Origin of the sequence: Sphingosinicella microcystinivorans (genome assembly GCF_003634215.1) — a bacterium.
Classification (GTDB): domain Bacteria; phylum Pseudomonadota; class Alphaproteobacteria; order Sphingomonadales; family Sphingomonadaceae; genus Sphingosinicella; species Sphingosinicella microcystinivorans.
Window position 1 is genome coordinate 1467586 of sequence record NZ_RBWX01000007.1, and the last position, 22426, is coordinate 1490011.

Annotated in this window: 24 protein-coding genes; 16 read left to right on the plus strand and 8 right to left on the minus strand. The window is 63.3% G+C overall.

What is annotated here, in order from left to right:
- The first annotated feature begins 38 nt into the window (after positions 1–38).
- Entirely contained in the window at positions 39–2792 is a 2754-nt protein-coding gene (locus tag DFR51_RS06965; RefSeq protein ID WP_121049910.1) for an ATP-dependent DNA helicase, read from the plus strand.
- On the plus strand, positions 2789–3328 hold the full coding sequence (locus DFR51_RS06970; protein ID WP_121048422.1) for a SixA phosphatase family protein: 540 nt from the start codon (positions 2789–2791) through the stop codon (positions 3326–3328). Before DFR51_RS06965 ends, DFR51_RS06970 begins: the two co-directional genes overlap by 4 nt.
- Positions 3329–3338: 10 nt before the next feature.
- On the opposite strand, the gene DFR51_RS06975 is transcribed toward DFR51_RS06970, so the two are convergent.
- A complete protein-coding gene (locus DFR51_RS06975; protein ID WP_121048425.1) occupies positions 3339–4412 on the minus strand; it encodes a DUF2855 family protein in 1074 nt (357 codons plus the stop codon).
- A gap of 132 nt (positions 4413–4544) precedes the next feature.
- Between DFR51_RS06975 and DFR51_RS06980 the strand changes: the two genes are divergently transcribed.
- The 3 genes from DFR51_RS06980 to DFR51_RS06990 are packed head-to-tail and all read left to right on the plus strand — an operon-like array spanning position 4545 to position 5966.
- Positions 4545–4988, plus strand: a complete 444-nt coding sequence (locus tag DFR51_RS06980; protein ID WP_121048428.1) for an SRPBCC family protein — start codon at positions 4545–4547, stop codon at positions 4986–4988.
- Entirely contained in the window at positions 4972–5295 is a 324-nt protein-coding gene (locus DFR51_RS06985; RefSeq protein WP_197723614.1) for an ArsR/SmtB family transcription factor, read from the plus strand. Before DFR51_RS06980 ends, DFR51_RS06985 begins: the two co-directional genes overlap by 17 nt.
- A gap of 50 nt (positions 5296–5345) precedes the next feature.
- Entirely contained in the window at positions 5346–5966 is a 621-nt protein-coding gene (locus DFR51_RS06990; RefSeq protein WP_121048434.1) for a hypothetical protein, read from the plus strand.
- Between the two features lie 28 nt (positions 5967–5994).
- Here the strand turns inward: DFR51_RS06990 and uvrB are convergent, their stop codons facing one another.
- The gene (uvrB, locus tag DFR51_RS06995; protein ID WP_121048437.1) at positions 5995–8184 is read right to left on the minus strand and encodes an excinuclease ABC subunit UvrB; all 2190 of its coding nucleotides are present in this window, start codon (positions 8182–8184) and stop codon (positions 5995–5997) included.
- Positions 8185–8288: 104 nt separating this feature from the next.
- Between uvrB and DFR51_RS07000 the strand changes: the two genes are divergently transcribed.
- The 6 genes from DFR51_RS07000 (at position 8289) to DFR51_RS07025 (ending at position 13144) form a co-directional block, all read left to right on the plus strand.
- Positions 8289–8759: a DUF3617 family protein gene (locus DFR51_RS07000; RefSeq protein ID WP_121048440.1), complete on the plus strand. Its 471-nt coding sequence runs from the start codon at positions 8289–8291 to the stop codon at positions 8757–8759.
- 29 nt (positions 8760–8788) lie between these two features.
- Positions 8789–9241, plus strand: coding sequence for a DUF3617 domain-containing protein (locus DFR51_RS07005; RefSeq protein ID WP_121048444.1), 453 nt, complete (start codon positions 8789–8791; stop codon positions 9239–9241).
- Positions 9242–9325: 84 nt separating this feature from the next.
- On the plus strand, positions 9326–10693 hold the full coding sequence (locus tag DFR51_RS07010) for an amidohydrolase (RefSeq protein ID WP_243445407.1): 1368 nt from the start codon (positions 9326–9328) through the stop codon (positions 10691–10693).
- 92 nt (positions 10694–10785) lie between these two features.
- Positions 10786–11238, plus strand: a complete 453-nt coding sequence (locus tag DFR51_RS07015) for a DUF3617 domain-containing protein (protein ID WP_121048447.1) — start codon at positions 10786–10788, stop codon at positions 11236–11238.
- Between the two features lie 85 nt (positions 11239–11323).
- Entirely contained in the window at positions 11324–12619 is a 1296-nt protein-coding gene (locus DFR51_RS07020) for a serine hydrolase domain-containing protein (RefSeq protein WP_121049916.1), read from the plus strand.
- A 165-nt stretch (positions 12620–12784) separates the two neighbouring features.
- On the plus strand, positions 12785–13144 hold the full coding sequence (locus DFR51_RS07025) for a hypothetical protein (RefSeq protein ID WP_121048450.1): 360 nt from the start codon (positions 12785–12787) through the stop codon (positions 13142–13144).
- Here DFR51_RS07025 and DFR51_RS07030 read toward each other — a convergent pair.
- From DFR51_RS07030 to DFR51_RS07040, 3 genes are all read right to left on the minus strand, one after another.
- On the minus strand, positions 13141–14337 hold the full coding sequence (locus DFR51_RS07030; RefSeq protein ID WP_121048453.1) for a cation:proton antiporter domain-containing protein: 1197 nt from the start codon (positions 14335–14337) through the stop codon (positions 13141–13143). The two genes, DFR51_RS07025 and DFR51_RS07030, sit on opposite strands and share 4 nt — an antisense overlap.
- A gap of 104 nt (positions 14338–14441) precedes the next feature.
- Complete coding sequence (locus DFR51_RS07035) at positions 14442–15548, minus strand: acyltransferase family protein (RefSeq protein WP_121048456.1); 1107 nt, start codon at positions 15546–15548, stop codon at positions 14442–14444.
- Positions 15549–15675: 127 nt separating this feature from the next.
- A complete protein-coding gene (locus tag DFR51_RS07040; protein WP_121048459.1) occupies positions 15676–17196 on the minus strand; it encodes a fumarate hydratase in 1521 nt (506 codons plus the stop codon).
- 420 nt (positions 17197–17616) lie between these two features.
- On the opposite strand from DFR51_RS07040, the gene DFR51_RS07045 reads away from it, so the two are divergent.
- The 5 genes from DFR51_RS07045 to DFR51_RS07060 all read left to right on the plus strand — a co-directional run bounded on the left by DFR51_RS07045 (position 17617) and on the right by DFR51_RS07060 (position 21418).
- On the plus strand, positions 17617–19482 hold the full coding sequence (locus tag DFR51_RS07045) for a ribonucleoside-diphosphate reductase subunit alpha (protein ID WP_121048462.1): 1866 nt from the start codon (positions 17617–17619) through the stop codon (positions 19480–19482).
- A 9-nt stretch (positions 19483–19491) separates the two neighbouring features.
- Positions 19492–19728, plus strand: coding sequence for a hypothetical protein (locus tag DFR51_RS18745; RefSeq protein ID WP_126494758.1), 237 nt, complete (start codon positions 19492–19494; stop codon positions 19726–19728).
- A 55-nt stretch (positions 19729–19783) separates the two neighbouring features.
- Positions 19784–20824 carry a ribonucleotide-diphosphate reductase subunit beta gene (locus DFR51_RS07050; protein ID WP_121048465.1) on the plus strand — a complete coding sequence of 347 codons (1041 nt, stop codon included), beginning with the start codon at positions 19784–19786 and terminating at the stop codon, positions 20822–20824.
- Between the two features lie 5 nt (positions 20825–20829).
- The gene (locus tag DFR51_RS07055) at positions 20830–21021 is read left to right on the plus strand and encodes a KTSC domain-containing protein (RefSeq protein ID WP_121048468.1); all 192 of its coding nucleotides are present in this window, start codon (positions 20830–20832) and stop codon (positions 21019–21021) included.
- 97 nt (positions 21022–21118) lie between these two features.
- Positions 21119–21418 carry a hypothetical protein gene (locus DFR51_RS07060; RefSeq protein ID WP_121048470.1) on the plus strand — a complete coding sequence of 100 codons (300 nt, stop codon included), beginning with the start codon at positions 21119–21121 and terminating at the stop codon, positions 21416–21418.
- A gap of 51 nt (positions 21419–21469) precedes the next feature.
- On the opposite strand, the gene DFR51_RS07065 is transcribed toward DFR51_RS07060, so the two are convergent.
- The 3 genes from DFR51_RS07065 to DFR51_RS07075 all read right to left on the minus strand — a co-directional run bounded on the left by DFR51_RS07065 (position 21470) and on the right by DFR51_RS07075 (position 22387).
- Positions 21470–21664, minus strand: coding sequence for a type II toxin-antitoxin system RelE/ParE family toxin (locus tag DFR51_RS07065; RefSeq protein ID WP_121048473.1), 195 nt, complete (start codon positions 21662–21664; stop codon positions 21470–21472).
- Between the two features lie 91 nt (positions 21665–21755).
- Positions 21756–22001, minus strand: coding sequence for a type II toxin-antitoxin system ParD family antitoxin (locus tag DFR51_RS07070; protein WP_170151756.1), 246 nt, complete (start codon positions 21999–22001; stop codon positions 21756–21758).
- 47 nt (positions 22002–22048) lie between these two features.
- On the minus strand, positions 22049–22387 hold the full coding sequence (locus tag DFR51_RS07075) for a hypothetical protein (RefSeq protein WP_121048476.1): 339 nt from the start codon (positions 22385–22387) through the stop codon (positions 22049–22051).
- Positions 22388–22426 lie beyond the last annotated feature (39 nt).

Here is a 22426-nt window from a genome sequence, read left to right on the forward strand (position 1 = left end):
CGCTTGCGCCGCCGGGCATCGCTCGCCGAAAACGGGGCGTGACCACAGTTCCCCTTCCTTGGCCCGCCCTCCACATCGGGCTCGACGGTATCTGGCTTGCCGATGGCGTTGGCGTACGCCGGCTGGAACGGCAGGCGGCGATACGGCAGCTCGCCGATACACCGACGCTGCTGATAAACGCACCGCTCATCGCCTCGAAGCTCGGTTACCCGGAGGCTTCGGGGCTCGACGTTCTTGAACTCTTCGCCTTCGTTCATCCCGCGCGTTTCGCCGTGCCGACCGTGCACGGCCTCGCCGCCATCCTCGGCCTCGATTCGGCACACGAAGGCGCGGCGGAGGCAAAGCTGCTCCGCACCGTTACCGAGGCGCTGCTCGCGCTGATCGAAGGCGGTAAGTGGGACCGCGCGGGCGGCGCCTGGAATACGGCGCGTGCGCTGTCGCGTCTGAAATGGCCGTGGGCGCCCGCCGTCCTCGCCGCGCTCGGCGAGCCGCAGGGGCATGACCGTTCCGTCTTCACCAGCCTGCCGAAGTGGGAGGAGGGTGCGCCGCCTGTTCCCGTGCGCGAAGTGATCGTCACGGGCGAGGAAGCCGCCGGCCGTCTCGCGCAGCTTACGGGCAGTGGCGCTGAGGAACGCCCCGGTCAGCGTGCTTATGCGTTCGCCGCCGCAGCCGCCTTCCGCCCGCGCGAGGTGCGAGACGCCCCGAACGTCGTGCTCGCCGAGGCGGGCACCGGCATCGGCAAGACACTGGGTTACCTCTCGTCCGCCTCGCTCTGGGCCGAGCAATCCGGCGGCACTGTCTGGCTTTCCACCTACACGAAGGCGCTGCAACGCCAGCTCGACCAGGAAACCACGCGCCTCTACCCCGATCCGCGGACCAAGGCGGCGCGTGTCGTCGTCCGCAAGGGCCGCGAGAACTATCTCTGCCTGCTCAATCTCGAAGACGCCGTGCAGGGCGGCTTCGCGGGCCGCGCCGCGATCTTCGCGCAGCTCGTTCAGCGCTGGGCGATGTACAGCCGCGACGGAGACATGGTGGGCGGCGACCTGCCCGGCTGGCTCTCCGGCCTGTTCGGTCGGAATGCGCGTGCAAGTCTCACGGATCGGCGCGGTGAATGCGTCTACGCGGGCTGCCCGCACTATCGCCGCTGCTTCATCGAGCACGCCGTTCGCGGCACCGCGGACGCCGACCTCGTCATCGCCAACCATGCGCTTGTCATGGTCAATGCGGTGCGCGGCAAGGCGGAGGGACGTGGCCTCAAGCGCATCGTGTTCGACGAAGGCCACCATCTGTTCGACGCTGCCGACAGCGCCTTCGCCATGGCGCTCACCGGGGGAGAGGCGATCGAGCTGCGACGCTGGATCATCGGCCCCGAAAAGCGCAGCAAGGGCCGCCGCAGGGGGCTTGCTGCGCGGCTAGGGGATCTGGTCGCGTTCGACAGCGAGGGCGCAATGCTGCTCGACGATGCGGTGCACACCGCCGCGGCGCTCCCGGCGGACGGCTGGCTCGGCCGCGTTGTGGAGGGTACGCCGGAAGGTCCGATCGAACGCCTGCTCGCCGCCGTGCGCGCGCAGGTCTACGCCCGCGCGGACGCGAGCGAGACGGGCTACGGCCTCGAAACCGAGGTCGTCGCGCTGCAGCCCGCGCTCGTCGATGCGGCAGAGGTGGCGGCGCGCGCGCTCGAAGCCATTGCGGTGCCGCTCAGGAAGCTCGCGCAGCGCCTCGAAGCGCTTGTCGAGGAATCGCCGGATTGGCTCGATGGTGCGGGCCGCGCGCGTGTCGAAGGCGCGCTTTCCGGTCTCACGTGGCGGCTCGGGCTGATCGGCGCGTGGGTGCAACTTCTCGCGCGCATGGGCGGACCCGCAGATCCGGATTTCGTGGATTGGCTCGCGCTTGAACGCATCGACGGGCGCGAGATCGATGTCGGCATCCGCCGTCACTGGCTCGACCCGACGAAGCCCTTCGCCGAAGCGGTGCTGAAACAGGCGCACGGAGCCGTTATCACCTCGGCGACGCTCCGCTCGCGCATCACGGACGATGCCGCGCCCGATGCGGACTGGCGCGACAGCGAAGCGCGTACCGGCGCCTCCCACTTGCCGCTGCCGCCCGTGCGCTTTTCGGCGGACAGCCCCTTCGACTATGCGCGGCAAGCGCGCGTCCTCGTCGTCACCGATGTGCAGCGCGGCAATGTTCCCGCGCTCGCGGGCGCCTATAGGGCACTGATCTCCGCCTCGCGCGGCGGCGCGCTTGGCCTGTTCACGGCGATCTCTCGGTTGAAGGCCGTTCACGCGCGCATCGAAGAGAGCCTTGCCCGCGAAGGCTTGCCGCTCTTCGCGCAGCACATCGATCCCATCGATGCGGGCACGCTCGTCGACATGTTCCGCGCCGATCCCGCCGCGTCGCTTCTCGGCACCGATGCCCTGCGCGACGGAGTCGACGTGCCCGGCGATTCGCTCCGTCTCGTCGTGCTCGAAGGCGTGCCGTGGCCGCGTCCCACCGTGCTCCACGCTGCGCGCCGCGCCGCGTTCGGCGGCAAGACCTACGACGACCTCGTCGCCTCGGGCCGCATGGCGCAGGCGTTCGGGCGGCTCATCCGCCGCGCGAGCGACCAAGGCACGTTCGTGCTGCTCGGCGCCGCCGTGCCGAGCCGGCTCTGCCAGGCCTTTCCGGAGGGCGTGGAGGTGGAACGCGTCCCGCTCGACGAAGCTGTCCGCATCGTGCGTGAAATGTCTTCGCCGACACGAAATCTTCCGATGACACCGGGCGCGACATCGGGCATCAGCGCCGCGACATGAAGACGATCTTCCTGCTCCGCCACGCCAAATCCAGCTGGGACGACCCTGTCGAGCGCGATTTCGATCGCCCGCTCAACACGCGCGGCCGCCGCGCCGCCGAGACGATCGGGCGCTACCTTCGCGACGAACGCCTTGCCTTCGATCGCGTCGTCGCCTCTCCGGCGGTCCGCGTCATAGAAACGCTGGACGGGGTCGAGGCCGGCGCCAGCCGCCGCCTCAGCGCGACCTTCGACAGGCGCGTTTACATGGCCTCCGCGCCGACACTGCTCGATATCGTCCACGAAACGGATGCAGAGGCCGAAACGCTGCTGCTCGTCGGCCATAATCCCGGGCTGGAAGATCTGATCTTCCTGCTGACGCCCGCGGGCAGCGGCACGCTCCGCAAGGAAGTCGATATCAAATACCCCACGGCGACGCTCGCCGAGATGCGTTTCGATGTGGAACGCTGGGAAGACATCGACGAAGCCACCGGCGAACTCGTCCGCTTCATCCGCCCGCGCGACCTTGATCCCGCGCTCGGACCGGACGGCACCTGATTTCGGCGCTTCAGTCGAGCTCCACAACAATCGCGGACGCACCGCCGATATTGCCCGCGGCAAGATCGCGATAGGCGCTCTCGGCAGATTCCAGCCCGTGTAAAGTCTCGACCGCGAGCTTTTCCCGCACGGCGGGCACGAATTTCGTCCATGCATACCCTGTCGCGTCCGCGAAACCGGCAGGGCCAAGCTTCGCGACGGTTGCCTCAGCCACCGTGGGCGCGAAAAACAGGGTTGGCGCGGGGCCGGGAAGGGGGGCGTCACCGCCCTGGCCCCAGTGTGTCATGCCCACAATGGCGCTGTGCTTCAGCGCGTCGCCAAGCCGCGTGTGGACCTTCTGCGTGAGTGCCCGGTCGCCCGCGAAATCAACGTATACCGACGGTTTCCGCTCCAGTGTGTCGACCTCATCGTAGGTGAACACGCGATCGTAGGAGCCGAGATTCTCGGTAAACGCGCGGTTCGCTGCCGAGGTCAGTCCGATCACCTGAACCGCACCGCGCCTTGAAAGATTGAACGCCGCCGCCATCGCGGTTTTCGAAGAGGCGCTCGACAGGATCACCTGCTCAGCGCCAAAATCGTCCGCACCCGCCAGGAAGTCGTCGATCAGCCACCCGGTCATGAACAGCGGCCGGAACAGCGCGTCCAGCGCCTCTTCGTGCGGAAGGCGCGGTTCCACGCGCTGATAGCGGTTGTAGATATCGGCAAGGCCCTGCCGGTGCGGTGCGGCGTCCATGAAGCCGCCCGGAGCCGATACGGCCTCGCGGACCAGAAGATGCGTTGCAAGCGGCCAATAGCCGTAAAATCGGTCGCCCACTGCAAACTCCGGCGCGTGGCTTTTCACGACTTCGCCAAAGCCCCACACGGGGAGGATGCCTTTGCCTTCAGGGCCCGGAAAGAAGCGCCAGTAGCCGAGCATCTCGCCTGCCGCCGCATACGTTACGTTGTTCGCCGTAAGCGCGATGCGGCGGACGGCGAACAGCACGTCGCCGTCTCCCATCTCCGGCAGCGGCGCGGTGTCGCGCGAGGTCACGGCGATGGCCCCGCGTGTGATGAGCATCCGCTCGCCGAAAACCGTCTCTGTCATGACCCGTCCTCCACGCGCGCCACTCTATCCGCACCCGCCGCGCGAGGGCAGCTGATGATTTCGCGCAACGAATCGGTTGCATGACGATGTGCCGTCGTGCAACAAAATGATTGCGTGATATCGGAGGCAGGCATGAGCGATACCGACAGAATCGAACAGCGCGTCTATTTGGCCGCGACGCCCGAGCGCGTATGGCGCGCGCTGACGGATGCGGCGGAATTCGGCGCATGGTTCGCGAGCGAACTGGATCAGCCGTTCGCGGAAGGCCGCACGGTTTCAATGACATGCCTCGGGGAGCGCTTCGCGCTTGATATCGTGGAGATGACTCCGCCCTGTCGCCTCGTCTGGCGCTGGCATCCGGGCTGGGTGGATCACAGCCTCGATTATACGAAGGAACCGAAAACCACGACGGTCTTCAACCTCGTGCCGCACGCGGAAGGTACGATGCTTACCGTCACCGAAACCGGCTTCGATGCGATAGGCGCGGCGCGGCGACCCTCGGTGTTCCGCGACAACGTGAACGGCTGGCTGCATCAGGCCGCATCGCTGAGGACATATCTTGAAAGCGCAGGTTGAACGTGCCGCCCGGTTCGCCGCCCTCGGCGACCCGCAGCGCCTGCGCCTCGTGGAAACGCTTGCGGGGCGCGGCGAAGCCTCGATCAGCGACCTCAGCAGCGGCGCAGGCGTTACGCGTCAGGCGGTGACGCGGCACCTCAAGGTGCTGGAAGGTGCCGGACTGGTGCAAGGTATGATGCGAGGCCGCGAGCATGTGTGGGCACTCGACGCGGATGGGCTTGCGACGGCGGAAGCGGAGTTCGAACGCCTGAAAGCGGCATGGCGCCAGCGCCTAGCACGGCTCAAGCTGCTGGTGGAGGGGGAGTAGTCAACCCAAGAGGTTTTCGATAGCCATGAGAGTTGTTAGTGGGAGGGCGCATGGGTCGGGATGATTGGTACCGCAACACGACGTGGAATACTGAAATAGAGGCGAAATTTGATCAGAAATTACGCCGAGCGCGCGAGAAATTCCAGTATCTTAGGATACAGGCTTTGTATTTGACGGAGACGTACCCGGAAGTGGCACTTAGATTACTTGAGCAATATTTTAGCTTGGGTGAAAACATCGATACGGCACAAGCGTACTTACAAAGAGCGCAAGCACTTTCTGTTCTCAATGATTTCGATGGTGCCTTTGCCTCATATGAGGCAGCTCTCGAGCGGGAGCGCCGTCGGCCAAATAGTACAACGCAGGCCTATTTGGACTTTCCTTGCTTGGTTCTCGAAACGAAAAGAGTGTCGCTGTACGCTCGCGCGCTCGAAGTGCTAAACACCCACAGCGACCGTTCTGTTTTCCCCATCGACCGATTTCGTTTGCACGGGGCACAGGCCTTGCTTCTTCACCATTTCGACCGAAAAGATGAGGCGCGCGCTGAGGCTGAATTGGCAATGGCGGCGGCTCAAGAAACTAAATCAGGCTTCCGGCACCATCCGAATCTTGGGCTTGTGCAAAGCGCAGACGATGAGTTTTCTATACAGGTTGCGGCGCTAGCAGTGTAGTCGACCTTGTAAGAGTTCAGTTTGAAACTCAAATCCCCATCTTCCGCGGCCGCGTCTTCCCGAACCGCGTCTTGCGCGTCCCCGGCTTGCCCTCCATCGCGCGGCCCTTCGGCCTCGCCACCTGCAGGTCCGCTGGCAGCCCAAGCTCTGATGCTTCCAGCTTACGAATTTCGTCGCGGATACGGGCGGCGGTTTCGAATTCGAGGTCGGCGGCGGCGGCTTTCATCTTCTCCTCGAGTTCGGCGATGTAGGCCTTGAGGTTGTGGCCGACGAGGTGCGGGGTCTCGTCGTCGATCTCTACCGTTACGCGGTCGGCCTTGTCCGTGACGTGCGCGATGATGTCGCCGATGTTCTTGCGGACGGTCTGCGGCGTGATGCCGTGCTCTTCGTTGTAGGCGACCTGCTTGGCGCGGCGGCGGTCCGTCTCGGCGAGCGCGCGTTCGATCGAGCCGGTGATCGTGTCGGCGTAGAGGATGACGCGGCCGTCAACGTTGCGCGCGGCGCGGCCGATCGTTTGCACGAGGCTGGTTTCGGAGCGCAGGAAGCCCTCCTTGTCGGCGTCGAGGATGGCGACGAGCCCGCATTCGGGGATATCGAGCCCCTCGCGCAGCAGGTTGATGCCGATCAGCACGTCATAGACGCCGAGCCGCAGGTCACGGATCAGCTCGATGCGCTCCAGGGTTTCGACATCCGAGTGCATGTACCGCACCTTGATGCCCGCTTCGTGCAGGAACTCGGTCAAATCCTCGGCCATGCGCTTGGTGAGCGTGGTGACGAGCGTGCGGTAGCCCTTCGCGGTCGTCTCGCGGATTTCGCCGATCAGGTCGTCGACCTGGCTTTCCACCGGGCGGATTTCCACGGGCGGATCGATAAGGCCGGTGGGGCGGATCACCTGCTCGGTGAACACGCCCGCCGTGCGCTCCATCTCCCACGGGCCGGGGGTCGCTGACACGAAGGTGGACTGTGGCCGCATCGCATCCCACTCGTCGAACTTCAGCGGGCGGTTGTCGATGCAGGAGGGCAGGCGAAAGCCGTATTCGGCGAGCGTCAGCTTGCGGCGGAAATCGCCGCGCGACATGGCGCTGATCTGCGGCACGGTCTGATGGCTCTCGTCCACGAAGAGCAGCGCGTTTTCGGGCAGGTATTCGAAGAGCGTGGGCGGTGGCTCGCCGGGGATGCGCCCCGTGAGGAAGCGAGAATAGTTCTCGATGCCCGCGCAGCTTCCGGTGGCGGCGATCATTTCGAGGTCGAAATTGGTGCGCTGCTCCAGCCGCTGGGCTTCGAGCAGCTTTCCTTCCGCCTCGAACTCCTTCAAGCGTTCGGCAAGCTCCGCCTTGATGGCGATCGTCGCCTGCTTCAGCGTCGGGCCGGGCGTCACGTGGTGCGAATTGGCGTAGACCTTCACCGTATCGAGACGCGCGCCTTTTTCGCCGGTCAGCGGGTCGAACTCGGCGATTTCCTCGATCTCGTCGCCGAAGAAGCTGATGCGCCAGGCCATGTCTTCAAGGTGGCTCGGGAAGATTTCCAGGCTGTCGCCGCGCACACGGAAGGAGCCGCGCACGAAATTCGCGTCGTTGCGCTTGTATTGGAGCGCGACCAGCTTGCGGATCAGCTCGCGATTGTCGACGCTTTCGCCCTTGTTCAGCTTGAACGTCATCGCCGAATAGGTCTCGACCGATCCGATGCCGTAGAGGCACGAGACCGACGCGACGATCAGCACGTCGTCCCGCTCCAGCAGCGCGCGCGTAGCGGAGTGGCGCATCCGATCGATCGCCTCGTTCACCGAGCTTTCCTTCTCGATGTACGTGTCCGACCGGGGAACGTAGGCCTCCGGCTGGTAGTAATCGTAATAGCTGACGAAATATTCGACCGCGTTGTTCGGGAAGAACGATTTGAACTCGCCGTAAAGCTGCGCGGCGAGAATCTTGTTATGGGCGAGCACGAGCGTGGGGCGCTGCAGCGCCTCCACGATTTTCGCCATGGTGAAGGTTTTGCCCGATCCGGTGACGCCCAGCAGCACCTGCTCGCGCTCGCCCGCGTTCAGGCCCGCAACCAGCTCCGCGATCGCCTGCGGCTGGTCGCCGGAGGGCTGATATTCGCTTGCCAGCTCGAACCGGCGGCCCCCTTCGGACTTCTCCGGACGCTCCGGGCGATGGGGCTGGAACACCGGCTGTTCCGAAGGGTCAGTCAGCGTCGTGCGAATCCGGATGTTGGTCATTGCTTAACTATGGGGGGTGTAGGCCGCGAATGCCAGATGGGCGCCGTGTGCCTTGAGTCGGGGATGGGAGCGCCCGTCTGGTGAACGATAAGGGGTCTAGAGAGATGAAACGTGTGCTTGCCGGTGCCTGTATCGCGCTCGTTGCAGCGTCCGCTGTTGCGGCGCCGAAGTCGACCGCGACGAAGGTACCAACCTCCACAAATGCGCTTTGGGTGACGACCGGATCGATCGTCAGCGTGTCCGGAGCGGGCCTTACCGCCGAACAAATCGAAACGATCAAACAGCAGAAGCTTTCCAACACGACCTGCATGGCACGCAGCCCCAAGCCCGCGGATATCCAGACCGCGATCGGCAACACGTTCGGGTCGTGCACCTTCTCGAAGTTCGGCCTGGCCAAAACAACCATTCGCGCAACGATGAAGTGCAACGGCACCTATGGTCCGATGGATGCGGACTTCCTCGGTTCGCGCGGCTCAACCAGCTATTCGGGCACCAATAACGCGGTTTTCCCGAACACGGGGGGCGATGTTTACGTGAAGTCGGTGATCAGCGGGAAGATCAGCGGCAACTGCTGAAGGTGTGTAAACGACAAGGGGTCTTCGAAATGATGCGTACTGTAAAATTCATACTGCCGATCCTCATCGCAGCCGGATTTCCGGCGGGCGCCGAGGCCGCCAGCAAATCGCTTTGGACGACGACGGGGACGATCGCCTCCGTGACGGGGCCGGGCGCGGACGCGGAAACGCAGAAAACCCTGAAATCAATGCCGATCAATCATACCGTCTGCGCAGCGAAAATGCCGGGCAACAGCGAGATCAAATCCGTGATCGGCGCGGCGTTCGGCACCTGCAAGTACTCGACCTTCGCGGTTCGGGTCGGCCGGGTGACTGCAAAGGCGCAGTGCACGGGCGGCCTCTACGGAGATGCCAGCATCGCGTTCAACGGCACGTTCAACGGCACGACCTACTACGGTTCGAACACCTCCGTGTTCAAGACCAGCACCGGCGATCTGACGGTGCGTTCCAACATCAGCGGCAAGGTCGGCGGCAGCTGCTGATGCTTTTCGGGGCGGGCCGGCTGGCGGTCCGCTCCGCGCCTTGCTAGCCTCGCCTCTCGTATCCTTGGGAAACGGGAGGGATTCTTGCTCGGCTACACCAACGCTCTAGGGCGTACGCGTCACGCTTTCGGCGCAAAGCGATTTCTGCTTGCCGCTGTTGCCGCAGCGGCGCTCGGCAGCCCGGCCGCTGCTGATCCGGCGCTGAAATCGGCGATCAAGGTGGATTACGACGCCTACCTCGGCCCGCTGTTCACGCATTTTCACCAGAACCCCGAGCTGTCCTATCTCGAAACCGAGACGGCGAAGCGCATGGCGGCGGAGCTGAAGAAAGCCGGCGCAACCGTCACGACCGGTGTCGGCGGCACCGGCGTTGTCGGCGTGATGAAGAACGGCGAGGGCCCCGTGCTGCTGCTGCGCGCCGATATGGACGGGCTTCCGGTCGAGGAAAAGTCGGGACTGTCCTACGCTTCCAAGGTTACGCAGAAAGGCCTCGACGGGCAGGTTTATCCGGTGATGCACGCGTGCGGCCACGATACGCACATCACGGCGATGGTGGGCACGGCGCGCCGCCTTGCCACGATGAAGGACAAGTGGAAAGGTACGATCCTGTTCGTCGTGCAGCCCGCCGAGGAGCGCGTGGGCGGCGCGAAGGCGATGCTCGCCGACGGGCTCTACACGCGTTTCCCGAAGCCCGACTACGCGGTCGCGTTCCACGTCGCCTCGAACCTGCCATCGGGCAAGATCAGCGCGTCTGAAGGCCTGCAATACTCCTCGGCCGATAGCGTCGACATCACGGTACACGGTGTCGGCGCGCACGGTGCCGCGCCGCACGCGGGCAAGGACCCTGTATACATCGCCTCCGCGATCGTGGTAGCGCTGCAGTCGATCGTCAGCCGCGAGGTCGGCCCGCTGTCGCCTGCGGTGATCACCGTCGGTGCATTCCATGCGGGGCACAAGCACAACATCATCTCCGATCGCGCCGACCTCCAGCTCACCGTACGTGCCAACGATGAGGCGACGCGCGCCCAGCTGATCGCCGCGATCGAACGCGTGGCGAAGAACGTCGCACGCGCGAACGGTGTCGCAGAGGACAAGCTGCCCGACGTGAAGGTCAGCGAGGGCACGCCCACGACGATCAATGATGGGCCGCTCGCCCGGCGCATGAACGCGGCATTCGCGCGCGATCTGGGGCCGGACGTGATGATCCCGTTCGTGCAGGAATCGATGGGGGCGGAGGATTTCGCCTTTTTCGTGCAGCGCGAACTCAAGGTGCCAGGATATTATTTCGGGGTGGGCGGCACGCCGCAGGCGGCGTTCGATGCGGCGAAGGCGGGCGGTCCGCCGGTGCCTTCGCACCACTCACCACTGTTCAAGGTCGCGCCGGAGCCTGCGGTAACGCTCGGCACCGAGGCGATGGTGAGTGCGGCGCTTGAGCTGCTGAAGCCGAAATGAGGATATTTCACGGTTAACAAGCTGTTATCTTTACCTTGATGGCGCCTACACTATAATCGTGGGCGTCATTTCTCACAAAAAAGGGCTTCCTCATGCGCGCCGGGTTCAGGCTCCTGCTTGCAGCAAGCGCGGCGGTGCCTTTGGCAGCCTTCGCTGGCAACACGCTCTCGCCGGGCAAATGGGCCTCGGCCGGCGCCGTCACTTCCATCGATATGCCGGGAATGCCGCCGGAGGCGCTGGCGATGATGAAGAAGCGCCCGATCAACCACAGCTATTGCCTGACGCCCGAACAGGCGGCGAAAGATCCGCGCCAGATGTTCAAGGGCGACAATGGCGAGTGCGAATACACGAAGTTCAGTATGGCGGACGGCAAGCTGAACGCGGTCATGCAGTGCAAGGGACCGCAGGGCAAGATGACGATGACGATGCACGGCACCTACAGCGCCAGCAGCTATGAATCGACCAACGTCATGGTCGTGGAAGGCCCCCGCGGCAACATGAAGATGACCTCGAAGATCAGCGGCAAACGCACGGGCGCCTGCTAGGCCTACCTCTCAAACCTCCCTGCTTGTGGAAGTGCCGGCGCTTTCATAGCTTTCACAGGACCTGGGGAGGAACACCATGAAAGCCATGACCGGAATCGCCCTCGTTGCGGCGATCCTTGCCGTATCCGCGCGTGCGGAGCCTGCGTTTCCCGATGCCGCCGCCAGCGACCCCGTAAAGCTCGGCTGGATGCAGGGCTCGCCGCCACCGCCCGAAAAGCGGATCGCGTTCGACGACTACAGCTTCTTCACTTTCCCGCAGTGGCGCTGGAGCTTTTCGCACTGGCGCGAGCTGATGCCCTCGGTTGGCGTTTCGCGCGGGGCAGGGCCGGTACATACGTTACCGCGCGCCGAGCGTAGCGACATTGACGGTGTCACGTTCACGCCGATAGGCGGCACCAAGCCGATGACGTGGGTAGAGTCCCTCTCGGCCAACTACACGGACGGCATCGTCGTGCTTCACAAGGGGCGGGTCGTTTACGAGCGCTATTTCGGCGCGCTGAAACCGGAAGGCGAGCACATCGCCTTTTCCGTCACCAAGTCGTTCGTCGGCACGCTTGCGTCGATGCTGGTCGTGGAAGGCAAGATCGATCCGGCGAGGACGGTGGCGTTCTATATGCCCGAACTGAAGGACAGCGGCTTCGGCGACGCGACCGTCCGCCAGGTGATGGACATGACGACCGGGCTCGACTTCACCGAAAAGTACGGCGACCCCAATTCCTCGTTCGCGGGCTATGTCGCGGCGCTGGGTGCGGCGCCCCGGCCAAAGGACTATGCCGGGCCGAATGGCGACTATGCCTATCTTGCCACCGTGAAGAAGGCGGGCGCGCACGGCGAAGGCTTCACCTACCGCACCGTCAATACCGACGTGCTCGGCTGGATCGTTTCCCGAGTCGGCGGCAAACCCTTCACCGAGCAGCTTTCGGAGCGGATCTGGGCGCCGATGGGCGCGGAGGCGGACGGCTATTTCCAGGTCGATCCGGTGGGGACGCCGTTCGCTGGCGGCGGCTTCAACATGCGCCTGCGCGACCTCGCGCGCTTCGGCGAATTGATGCGGCTTGGTGGACGCATGGGCGGCAAGCAGATCGTGCCGGAAGCGGCCATCGCCGACATCGTGCGCGGCGCCCGCAAGGAAGATTTCGCCAAGGCGGGCTACGCGACGCTGCCGGGCTGGAGCTACCGGAATCAATGGTGGGTCAGCCACAACGCACACGGCGCCTACACCGCGCGCGGCATCCACGGGCAGGCGGTCTACATCGATCCCAAGGCCGAAATGGTTATCGCCCGTTTCGCCTCGCACCCGATGGCGGGCAACGTGAACTTTGATCCGACATCGCTTCCGGCATATCAGGCGGTGGCAGAGCATCTCATGGCAAAGGATTGAAGCGTGGTCCCACGGGTTCGAATCTTCGCGCTCCTCGGCGCGCTGCCTCTCACAGCGTGTCTGGAAACCTACCCATCGTATGAGATGGTCAAATCAAGCCGCGAGATGCCTGTTCCCCCAGGCAGGTATCAACTCTGCGAAACACAAAAGAACAGCTGTTCCGACGTGACGATCCGGCATGGCGATGCCGAGATGATCCTGACCCACAAGGGCGATGATTTTGTGCTGCAGGCTGATGGCGCGTCGCTCGCGGACAATTGGCTTGTGGTCGCCAAGCTAGAAGGCATGGCCGTTTTCGTGTGGGTCGACCGGCACAAGGACGGCGTTTTCCACATACAGGCGCCCAAGTGTCATGCTGCGCTGCTCAAGAAGGTGCGCGGAGACGAGGCCGAAGCGGAAGGCGGGCGGTGCCGCGTTTCCGGCCAGTTTCAGGCTGCTGGCTACATGCATGCACTTTTCGCCGAACCCGCCGATCAGCGCTTCGACCCGACTGCCGACATGACCCTCCGTCCGAAAAGCTCTTAAGCGGGTTTTTCAGTCGGCTCTGCACGCCCTGCCAGCCGGTCCGCCAGCTTGAACATGAATGGGTTGAGCGCGATCGAGAGCAGTGCTGCGGCCAGGATCAGGTTGTTCGTTTCCTTTGAGATCAGTTCGAGCGTCACGCCGAGCCCGGCAAGGATGAACGAGAACTCCCCGATCTGCGCAAGGCTGGCAGCGATGGTGAGCCCTTCGTGGCGCTCGCGCTTGAACACGCTGGTAACGGCGACGGCCGCGATCGACTTGCCGATCAGGATGATCGCCAGCGTCGCCACGACGCCGATCGGCTCCCGAATAAGCGTTGAGGGGTCGAACAACATGCCCACGGATACGAAGAACAGCACGGCGAATGCATCGCGCAGCGGCAGCGAGCGTTCCGCCGCGTTGTGGCCGAGCGGCGTGCTGTTGAGGACGAGGCCCGCAACGAACGCACCGAGCGCGAAGGATGCGCCAAACACCGCATAAGCCAGCCAGGCAATGCCGAGTGCGATTGCGAGCACGCCGAGCGTGAACAGTTCGCGTGAGCGCGTGTGTGCGATCCACGTCAGGATCACCGGCATGGCGCGCACGCCGACAACGAACATCAGGGCAAGGAATGCGGCGATCTTGACGAAGGTCCAGGCGATTTCGCGTGCGATTGCCGCGCCGCCGCCCATGTCGCCCATGTTCGCCAGCAGCGGCAGCAGGACGAGCGCTATGATGATGACGAGATCCTCAACGAGAAGCCAGCCGACAGCGATCTGTCCGATGCTCGTTTTGAGCTGTCCACGACTTTCGATCGCGCGCAGCAGCACCACAGTCGATGCGACGGAGAGCGAGAAGCCGAAGATCGCGGCTTCCGGTCCCGACATGCCCATCAGCAGTCCGGTTCCCCAGCCAAGCGCGGTGGCGGCGACGATCTGCGCGATCGCACCCGGCAGCGCGATCGACTGAACGCGCATCAGCTCCTTTGGCGAGAAATGCAGCCCGACACCGAACATCAGCAGGATGACGCCGATTTCGGCAAGCTGGGGCGCGAGCGATTGGTCCGCAACCCAGCCCGGCGTGAAGGGGCCGACGACCACGCCGGCAACAAGATATCCGACGATCGGGGAGAGTTTCAGCCGGTTCGCCAGCATCCCGAACAGAAAGGCAAGCACGAAGCCGCCGACGAGAATGAGGATCAGGTTGTCGTGGTGCACGCGCCTCGCATTTCGATTTCGAATTGAGTTTCTATGATCTTATACAGGCGGAAGCTGACGCGTCACCCGTACTTGTCAAATAATGGGTCTCGATTGCGGCTCGTTCAAGACGCGGGCCGAATTGTCGCAACGGTCGCGCGTTCCCCCCTCAGCCGTCCGCCGCTCAAAACCTCCGCCGCGCGCGGTGCGAACAGAATCAGGCACTGGCCGAGCCCCAGCGCGAAACCGAGGGCAAGCAGCGGATGCACGAGGAGAAGGAGCGGGTAGGCAGGGGAGCCGAGTGGGCCCGTCAGTGCTTCGAACAGCGGCGTCGCCAGCCAGATCAGGATCATGTGCGAGCAGAAGAGGAAGAAGGCATAAGGTTCAAGCCAGCGGAACATCGCCGGACGCGCGGCAAGCCCCCACGCGATGCGCGCGAAGGCGAGGGCTGCGGCGAGGCGCAGCCCGAGATCGAGCAGAGGGACGAGTTTCTGCGCCATCGCGACGCTTCCGGGCACGGGAATGCTGACGATCAGCTTGATCGCCGCGATGGCGATGAAGGGCGCAAGCGCCACCGGCAACGGGACGTCGGCAATGCGCGTGGCCAGATCGTGGCGGCGGGCAGCGATGCCGAGCAGGAAGAACAGCAGGATTTGCGGCCTCAGCATCAGCGGAAAGAACCAGCCCGAGACGCTCCACGCCGCGACAATCAGGATCGCACTCGTCATCCAGGGGCCGCGCAACCGGAGCAGCAGCGGCGCCATCGCCATGCACACGAAAAGGTCGCGCAGGAACGGCGTCTGCACGTTGATGTGGTTGGGCGTGAGAATCGAGAAAAGCTCGTCGATCAGCCACCAGAGGCTTTCGGGAATCGGCGCCTTCAGCAAGCCGAGCCAGGCTGTGCCCGATACGAGAAGGATGGCAAGCGCGTTCCACAGCGCCATCGGCAGCAGGATCACACGCGCCTTGCGCGCGATGAACGTGCGCCAGGATTTGATGACGGTGCCAGCGACGAGATAGCCGGAGATCATGCCGAGCAGGGGCACCGCGCTGCGGCCGAACACCTCCATCAGCACGGTACGGAGCATGCCTTGTCCGCTCGACGATGCCGCTGCGAGTTCAGCGCCGCCAAGGCCCGTCCATGCATGAACATAGACGATGCCGAGTACACACAGCACGCGGGTCACGGCGATCGTGTCGGAAAGGCGCGGGGAGAGCGGTTCGCTCCGCATCAGTTCACGCGTTCCCTTTCCTGCTCCATGCCGACCTGCAGGCACGGATCACGAACGGTTCCGCCAAACCCGGGGTTCCCGCGGCGTACTCGTGATCCGTCCCGAAATGCAGGCGACTCGGCGCGCGTTACTCGGCCGGCTCCAGCAGGCGTTCCTTGGCGATCTTCTCGCGCCAAACGAGCGGGGCGAGGTGGTGGACGTTCTTGCCCTCGCTGTCGACGGCGACGGTGACGGGGAAGTCCTTCACCTCGAACTCGTAGATCGCTTCCATGCCGAGGTCTTCGAAGCCGACGACCTTGCTGCCCTTGATGGCGCGCGCGACGAGGTAGGCCGCGCCGCCTACCGCCATCAGGTAAGCGCTCTTGTGGTCGCGGATCGCGTCCACCGCCATCGGACCGCGTTCGGCCTTGCCGACCATGGCGATGAGGCCCTGTTCCAGCATCATGCGCGTGAACTTGTCCATGCGCGTGGCCGTGGTCGGGCCTGCCGGGCCGACGACTTCCTCGCCCACGGGATCGACCGGCCCGACGTAATAGATCACGCGCCCCTTGAACTCGACAGGCAGGGGCTCGCCCTTGGCCAGCATGTCCTGGATGCGCTTGTGCGCGGCATCGCGCCCGGTGAGCATCTTGCCACTCAGCAGCAGCCGGTCACCCTGCTTCCAGCTCTGCACGACTTCCGGCGTCAGCGCATCGAGATCGACGCGGATCGCTTCCTTCGAAGGTGTCCATTCCACCTTCGGCCAGTCCGCGAGGTCCGGCGCTTCGAGGTAGGCGGGGCCCGAGCCATCGAGCACGAAGTGCGCGTGGCGGGTGGCGGCGCAGTTCGGGATCATCGCGACGGGCTTCGATGCGGCGTGCGTCGGGCAGTCGTAGATCTTGACGTCAAGCACGGTCGCAAGGCCGCCGAGGCCCTGCGCGCCGATGCCGAGCGCGTTCACCTTGTCGTAGATTTCGATGCGCAGCGCCTCGATCTCGTTCTGCGGCCCGCGCGCCTTCAGCTCCGACATGTCGATCGCTTCCATCAGCGATTCCTTCGCGAGCAGCATGGCCTTTTCGGCAGTACCGCCGATGCCGATGCCGAGCATTCCCGGCGGGCACCAGCCGGCGCCCATCTGCGGCACCATCTCCAGCACCCAGTCGACGATGGAATCGCTGGGGTTCAGCATCTTGAACTTGGACTTGTTCTCGCTGCCGCCGCCCTTCGCCGCGACGGTGATCTCCACCGTGTCGCCGGGCACCATCTCGATGTGGACCACGGCCGGCGTGTTGTCCCTGGTGTTCTTTCGCGAAAACGCCGGGTCCGAAACGATCGAGGCGCGCAGGCGATTTTCCGGGTGGAGGTAGGCACGGCGCACGCCTTCGTCGACCATTTCCTGAACAGTTTTCGTGGCTTGCCACTGAACGTTCATACCGATTTTCACGAACGCCGTGACAATTCCGGTGTCCTGGCAGATCGGGCGGTGGCCTTCTGCGCACATCCGGCTGTTCGTCAGAATTTGCGCAATCGCGTCCTTTGCGGCCGGTCCCTGTTCCAGTTCGTACGCGCGTCCGAGCGCGCGAATATAGTCCATGGGGTGGTAGTAGCTGATGTACTGAAGCGCGTCGGCGACCGACTCAATGACGTCTTCTTCGCGGATCACCGCCATCGAAAAGCCCTCTCGAAATGTCCGATTTGGGGGCGGTGATTAGCCATCGCCGAGGGCTTCGTCCACTAGTGTCTTGCACGGATTCTTCAAGCGATTCAGCTAAGTGCCTGATCTCGTCAAAAAAACTTAATTCGTGCAAAAAACCCCCTTGCGTTAGTCGGCGCTTCACCACAAAGTCTGGTTCTGGGACCGGGGGGTCACCACAACAGCTTGTGTCACACGGGAAACGATCCGTTCCCGGGGCAGGGCTGGTTTTGCCCCCTTGGTCCGGCGAGAAATCGCCGGGGCCTGTGGATTACGAGGATATCGGGGACGGCGCGACATCGCCCGTATCCGTTGCGGAAAACACCCGCTACCCCATATCCGCAGGACCCCTTGACGAATTTGGAACGAAGCAGGAACATAGGGGAGTCGGCTCAGATGGATTTCAGTGGCGTGGATACGGCGACTCTTGACGGCGACCTCGACGTTGCGGCGGCACGCCCGCGCGGCGCGAATTCGCATGCCGTCGAGATCGACCATGGCCGCGACGCGCTCCTCACCGATTTCGGTCGGGAGACGCTCGAGGATCGCTACCTGCTGCCAGGCGAGAAGCCGCAGGATTTGTTTGCCCGCGTCGCCGCGGCTTACGCGGACGACGATGCCCACGCGCAGCGTCTTTACGACTATATCTCGCGCCTGTGGTTCATGCCCGCGACGCCCGTGCTCTCGAACGGCGGCACCGGGCGCGGCCTTCCCATCTCCTGCTACCTCAACAGCGTGTCGGACAGCCTGGAAGGCATCGTCGGCACGTGGAACGAGAACGTCTGGCTTGCCTCCAAGGGCGGCGGCATCGGCACCTATTGGGGCCATGTCCGCGGCATCGGAGAGCCCGTGGGCCTGAACGGCAAGACGTCGGGCATCGTCCCGTTCGTGCGCGTCATGGATTCACTGACACTGGCGATAAGCCAGGGATCGCTGAGGCGGGGATCCGCAGCTTGCTACCTCGACATCTCGCACCCGGAGATCGAAGAGTTTCTCGAAATCCGCAAGCCTTCCGGTGATTTCAACCGCAAGGCCTTGAACCTCCATCACGGTGTCCTCGTTACGGACGCTTTCATGGAGGCCGTGCGAGATGGTCTTCCCTTCGATCTCCTGAGCCCGAAGGACGGTTCCAAGCGTGGTCAGGTGGATGCGCGCGCGCTGTTCCAGAAGCTGGTCGAAACCCGGCTGGCGACGGGCGAGCCGTACATCATCTTCATCGATCACGTGAACAACACGATGCCCAAGCATCAGCGCGACGTCGGCCTCAAGGTCACCACGTCGAACCTGTGCTCGGAAATCACGCTGCCCACGGGCGTCGACCAGCACGGCAAGGACCGCACGGCGGTGTGCTGCCTCTCCAGCCTCAATCTCGATACGTGGGATGAGTGGTCGAAGGACAAGCAGTTCATCGAGGACGTGATGCGCTTCCTCGACAACGTGCTCAGCGACTATATCGAGCGGGCGCCGAGCGAGATGGAGCGCGCGAAATATGCCGCCGCGCGCGAGCGCTCCGTGGGTCTTGGCGTCATGGGCTTCCACAGCTTCCTGCAGGCGCGCGGCATTCCGTTCGAAGGCGCGATGGCGAAATCGTGGAACCTCAAGATCTTCCGCCACATCCGCGCGCACGTGGACGAAGCTTCGATGCTGCTCGCGACCGAACGCGGCGCCTGCCCGGATGCCGAGGACATGGGCGTGATGGAGCGTTTCTCGTGCAAGATGGCGATCGCGCCGACCGCGTCGATCAGCATCATCTGCGGCGGCACGTCGGCCTGCATCGAACCGATCCCCGCGAACATCTACACGCACAAGACGCTGTCGGGCAGCTTTACCGTCCGCAACCCGCACCTGGAAAAGGTGCTGGAGGAGAAGGCGAAGAACAGCGACAAGATATGGAGCTCGATCCTGGAGCGCGGCGGCTCCGTCCAGCACCTCGATTTCCTCACGCCCGAGGAAAAGGCGACGTTCCGCACGGCGTTCGAGATCGATCAGCGCTGGCTGCTCGAACTGGCCGGCGACCGCACGCCCTATATCGATCAGGCGCAGAGCCTCAATCTGTTCCTGCCGGCGGACATCGAGAAGTGGGATCTTCTGATGATGCACTACCGGGCGTGGGAGCTGGGCATCAAGTCGCTCTACTATTGCCGGTCCAAGTCCATCCAGCGCGCGGGCTTCGCGGGCGGCGTGGAGGCGGACAACACCATCAACCTCAAGCAGATCGAGGTTGATGTGAAGGACTACGACGAGTGTCTGGCCTGCCAGTAGGGGTGGGACATGCGTGTGGTTGATGATATTGTTCGGGTGTTAAAAGATCTCGGTGGGCAAGGCTGCTACGACGAGATTTATCGTGGAATGGAAAAGCTGCGTGGACCTCTTTCAGAGGGCAGGCGCGCAAGTATCAGAGCTCGTATCGAAGAGCATTCGTCTGACACGAGAACTTGGAATGGTTTGAAGCCAGACTTGTTTCGTTCAGTAGAAGGTTTGGGTGCCGGAGTTTGGGCGCTTCGGTAAAAATTCTAGTTTATTAAGTTTCGGCCTTTAGCGAATAAGCTCGGAGTTATAAATAATGCCTCTTCTGCAAGCCTCCAAGCAGTACAAGCCCTTCGAATATCCGTGGGCATACGACTATTGGAAGCTCCAGCAGCAGCTCCATTGGCTGCCCGAGGAAGTGCCCTTGGGCGAGGATTGCCGGGACTGGGCGCAGAAGCTCTCGGATCACGAGCGCAACCTGCTCACGCAGATCTTCCGCTTCTTCACGCAGGCCGACGTCGAGGTGCAGGATTGCTACCACGAGAAATACGGCCGCGTCTTCAAGCCCACCGAGATCAAGATGATGCTGACAGCGTTCAGCAACATGGAGACGGTGCACATCGCCGCCTACAGCCACCTGCTCGACACGATCGGTATGCCCGAAAGCGAGTACGGCATGTTCCTTCAGTACAAGGAAATGAAGGACAAGCACGATTACCTCGCGACCTTCGGCGTGGATACGGACGAGGATATCGCGAAGACGCTCGCCATGTTCGGCGGCTTCACGGAAGGGCTGCAGCTCTTCGCCAGCTTCGCGATGCTGATGAACTTCCCGCGTCACAACAAGATGAAGGGTATGGGCCAGATCGTCAGCTGGTCGGTGCGCGACGAGAGCCTCCACTGCGAAGGCATCATCAAGCTTTTCCACACCTTCTGCCAGGAGCGGGACTGCCTGACGCCCGCGATGCGCAAGGAAATCCGCGACACCTGCTATCACACGGTCGATCTGGAGGACGCGTTCGTCGATCTGGCGTTCGAGATGGGCCCGGTGCCCGGCATGACGCCCGACGACATCAAGAACTACATCCGCTTCATCGCCGATTGGCGGCTCAGCCAGCTCGGGCTGAAGCCGATCTACAAGATCAGCGAACACCCGCTGCCGTGGCTCGCGCCGCTGCTGAACGGCGTGGAGCACGCCAACTTCTTCGAAACCCGCGCCACCGAATATTCAAAAGCCGCCACCAAGGGCAGCTGGAACGACGTGTGGGACGCCTTCGACAAGCGCAAATCCGCGAAGATCACTACCGCCGCCAACGAGGCGGGTGAAGAGCAGGGACTGCTGGGGGTGGCGGAGTAGGGACCATGCCGTTTGTCAGCTCGTCGGCAATGAGCCGGGTCGAGTATGACGAAACGACACGGCAACTCGATATCTGGTTCACCGATAGTGGCCGTTACAGCTATTATGGCGTTCCTCTATGGATATACGAAGGGCTGCTTGCGGCGCCCTCAAAGGGTGCGTATTTCAATACCCACATTCGGGACCGATACACCTGACCAAGTGTGTGTGGTGGTAAATCCACAAGTCTGAATGGCCGATAGCGACCCAAAAGCAGACGTTGCGATTTTCGATTAGATGCAGAAAGATCATCGAATGATCGAAGATGCCATTAGCGAAGTGGGCATTAGTGAGGACGGCGGTCTTTATGTTCGTCCCTCGTCAACGACTTTCGAGTATATCTGGCGTGCCGCAGTGGAGGTTCATTGGGACCTCCAGAATCGTCGGTTATTCGGTCCTAAGCCGAGAGAATGGACCTACGTAGATTGGTTCAAACAAATCGTTGCGGCTGTGGCCGACGAGTATGGAATTCTGCTTCGGCTGACTCCGCAAACGGCCTGGGCCAATATTTCCGATACCATCCGAACTGAGATAACGTCTGCGGTTCAGCCATAGCGTCCGCTTCCCACCTTATCCCAGACGTTCAGCTGTCGATGGCGCAAAGACCTAAATCAGCACGCGTTCTGCGCTCATCGCGGCGTGAAGCACACGCACAATGCGAACGCCCTGATCGCCGACGGCATAAAAGATACGATGGCTGCGGCAGGGTAGGGCCCGATAGGGGTTCCTGAGATTGGTGCAGAGCGTTCCCGCCTCCGGGTGCCGCGAGAGCAGTTCAAAGCTCTGCTTTAGTTTCGCCATGTAGACGTCGGCGACTTCCTACCCGAATTCGGCTTCGCTCCATTCATAGATATGCGCGAGGTCGGCGAGCGCCGCCTCGGTGAAACGGACGTCAGCCACGCGCGCGGCGGCGTTTCTGGTGGTCTGCGATCACATCGTCGATGGTGCGCTTGCTGATACCCGACTTCTCCCCTGCATCGAGCGCGGCTTCCAGCGCCGCCAGTTCGTCCGCCCGTTCCTGATCCCGCCGGATCAGGTCGCGCACATAGTCGCTGGTGCTGCTGTAGCGGCCTTCGGCCACGCGGTGTTCCGCCCAACTTTTTAGGGCGTCGGGGATCGAGACGTTCATCTGTGCCATGTCTATCTTTATAGCATTTCCTATAAAGATAGACAAGCATTCCTCGTTCAACCCGCGCGCCGCATCAGCAGCCACAGGCACGCCAGCACCACCACGATGTCGATGACAACGAACGCCGTGCCGATCGGCGTCCAGCCGCCTTTGCCGGACGCGTTCGCGGCGAAGGAGAGCGCTGCGCCGATCGCGGGCAGGATGAGCCCTGCCCAGAGCGCCCGGCGCCCGTCGCCGCGCCACAGGAACACGCCGATCAGGAAATAGGCCACGCCGAACGCCGCCGTGATGGCGAGTTCCGGGCTCATCGGCCGCATGGCGAGCAATGCGACGTGTCCCGCGCCTGTCAGCAGCATCAGCGTGCCCGCGCTCTTGCGTATGAAATCAGCGGTCATGGTTGGTTCTCCCCCGTCTGCACCCGTTCTGAATCGAAG

Excerpts from the sequence above, each read along its gene's own strand:
- DFR51_RS06970 (WP_121048422.1), top strand. The coding sequence starts at position 2,789 with ATGAAGACGATCTTCCTGCTCCGCCACGCCAAATCCAGCTGGGACGAC.
- DFR51_RS06975 (WP_121048425.1), bottom strand. The coding sequence starts at position 4,412 with ATGACAGAGACGGTTTTCGGCGAGCGGATGCTCATCACACGCGGGGCC.
- DFR51_RS06980 (WP_121048428.1), top strand. The coding sequence starts at position 4,545 with ATGAGCGATACCGACAGAATCGAACAGCGCGTCTATTTGGCCGCGACG.
- DFR51_RS06990 (WP_121048434.1), top strand. The coding sequence starts at position 5,346 with ATGGGTCGGGATGATTGGTACCGCAACACGACGTGGAATACTGAAATA.
- uvrB (WP_121048437.1), bottom strand. The coding sequence starts at position 8,184 with ATGACCAACATCCGGATTCGCACGACGCTGACTGACCCTTCGGAACAG.
- DFR51_RS07000 (WP_121048440.1), top strand. The coding sequence starts at position 8,289 with ATGAAACGTGTGCTTGCCGGTGCCTGTATCGCGCTCGTTGCAGCGTCC.
- DFR51_RS07005 (WP_121048444.1), top strand. The coding sequence starts at position 8,789 with ATGATGCGTACTGTAAAATTCATACTGCCGATCCTCATCGCAGCCGGA.
- DFR51_RS07015 (WP_121048447.1), top strand. The coding sequence starts at position 10,786 with ATGCGCGCCGGGTTCAGGCTCCTGCTTGCAGCAAGCGCGGCGGTGCCT.
- DFR51_RS07020 (WP_121049916.1), top strand. The coding sequence starts at position 11,324 with ATGACCGGAATCGCCCTCGTTGCGGCGATCCTTGCCGTATCCGCGCGT.
- DFR51_RS07035 (WP_121048456.1), bottom strand. The coding sequence starts at position 15,548 with ATGCGGAGCGAACCGCTCTCCCCGCGCCTTTCCGACACGATCGCCGTG.
- DFR51_RS07040 (WP_121048459.1), bottom strand. The coding sequence starts at position 17,196 with ATGGCGGTGATCCGCGAAGAAGACGTCATTGAGTCGGTCGCCGACGCG.
- DFR51_RS07045 (WP_121048462.1), top strand. The coding sequence starts at position 17,617 with ATGGATTTCAGTGGCGTGGATACGGCGACTCTTGACGGCGACCTCGAC.
- DFR51_RS18745 (WP_126494758.1), top strand. The coding sequence starts at position 19,492 with ATGCGTGTGGTTGATGATATTGTTCGGGTGTTAAAAGATCTCGGTGGG.
- DFR51_RS07050 (WP_121048465.1), top strand. The coding sequence starts at position 19,784 with ATGCCTCTTCTGCAAGCCTCCAAGCAGTACAAGCCCTTCGAATATCCG.
- DFR51_RS07055 (WP_121048468.1), top strand. The coding sequence starts at position 20,830 with ATGCCGTTTGTCAGCTCGTCGGCAATGAGCCGGGTCGAGTATGACGAA.
- DFR51_RS07060 (WP_121048470.1), top strand. The coding sequence starts at position 21,119 with ATGATCGAAGATGCCATTAGCGAAGTGGGCATTAGTGAGGACGGCGGT.
- DFR51_RS07065 (WP_121048473.1), bottom strand. The coding sequence starts at position 21,664 with ATGGCGAAACTAAAGCAGAGCTTTGAACTGCTCTCGCGGCACCCGGAG.
- DFR51_RS07070 (WP_170151756.1), bottom strand. The coding sequence starts at position 22,001 with ATGGCACAGATGAACGTCTCGATCCCCGACGCCCTAAAAAGTTGGGCG.
- DFR51_RS07075 (WP_121048476.1), bottom strand. The coding sequence starts at position 22,387 with ATGACCGCTGATTTCATACGCAAGAGCGCGGGCACGCTGATGCTGCTG.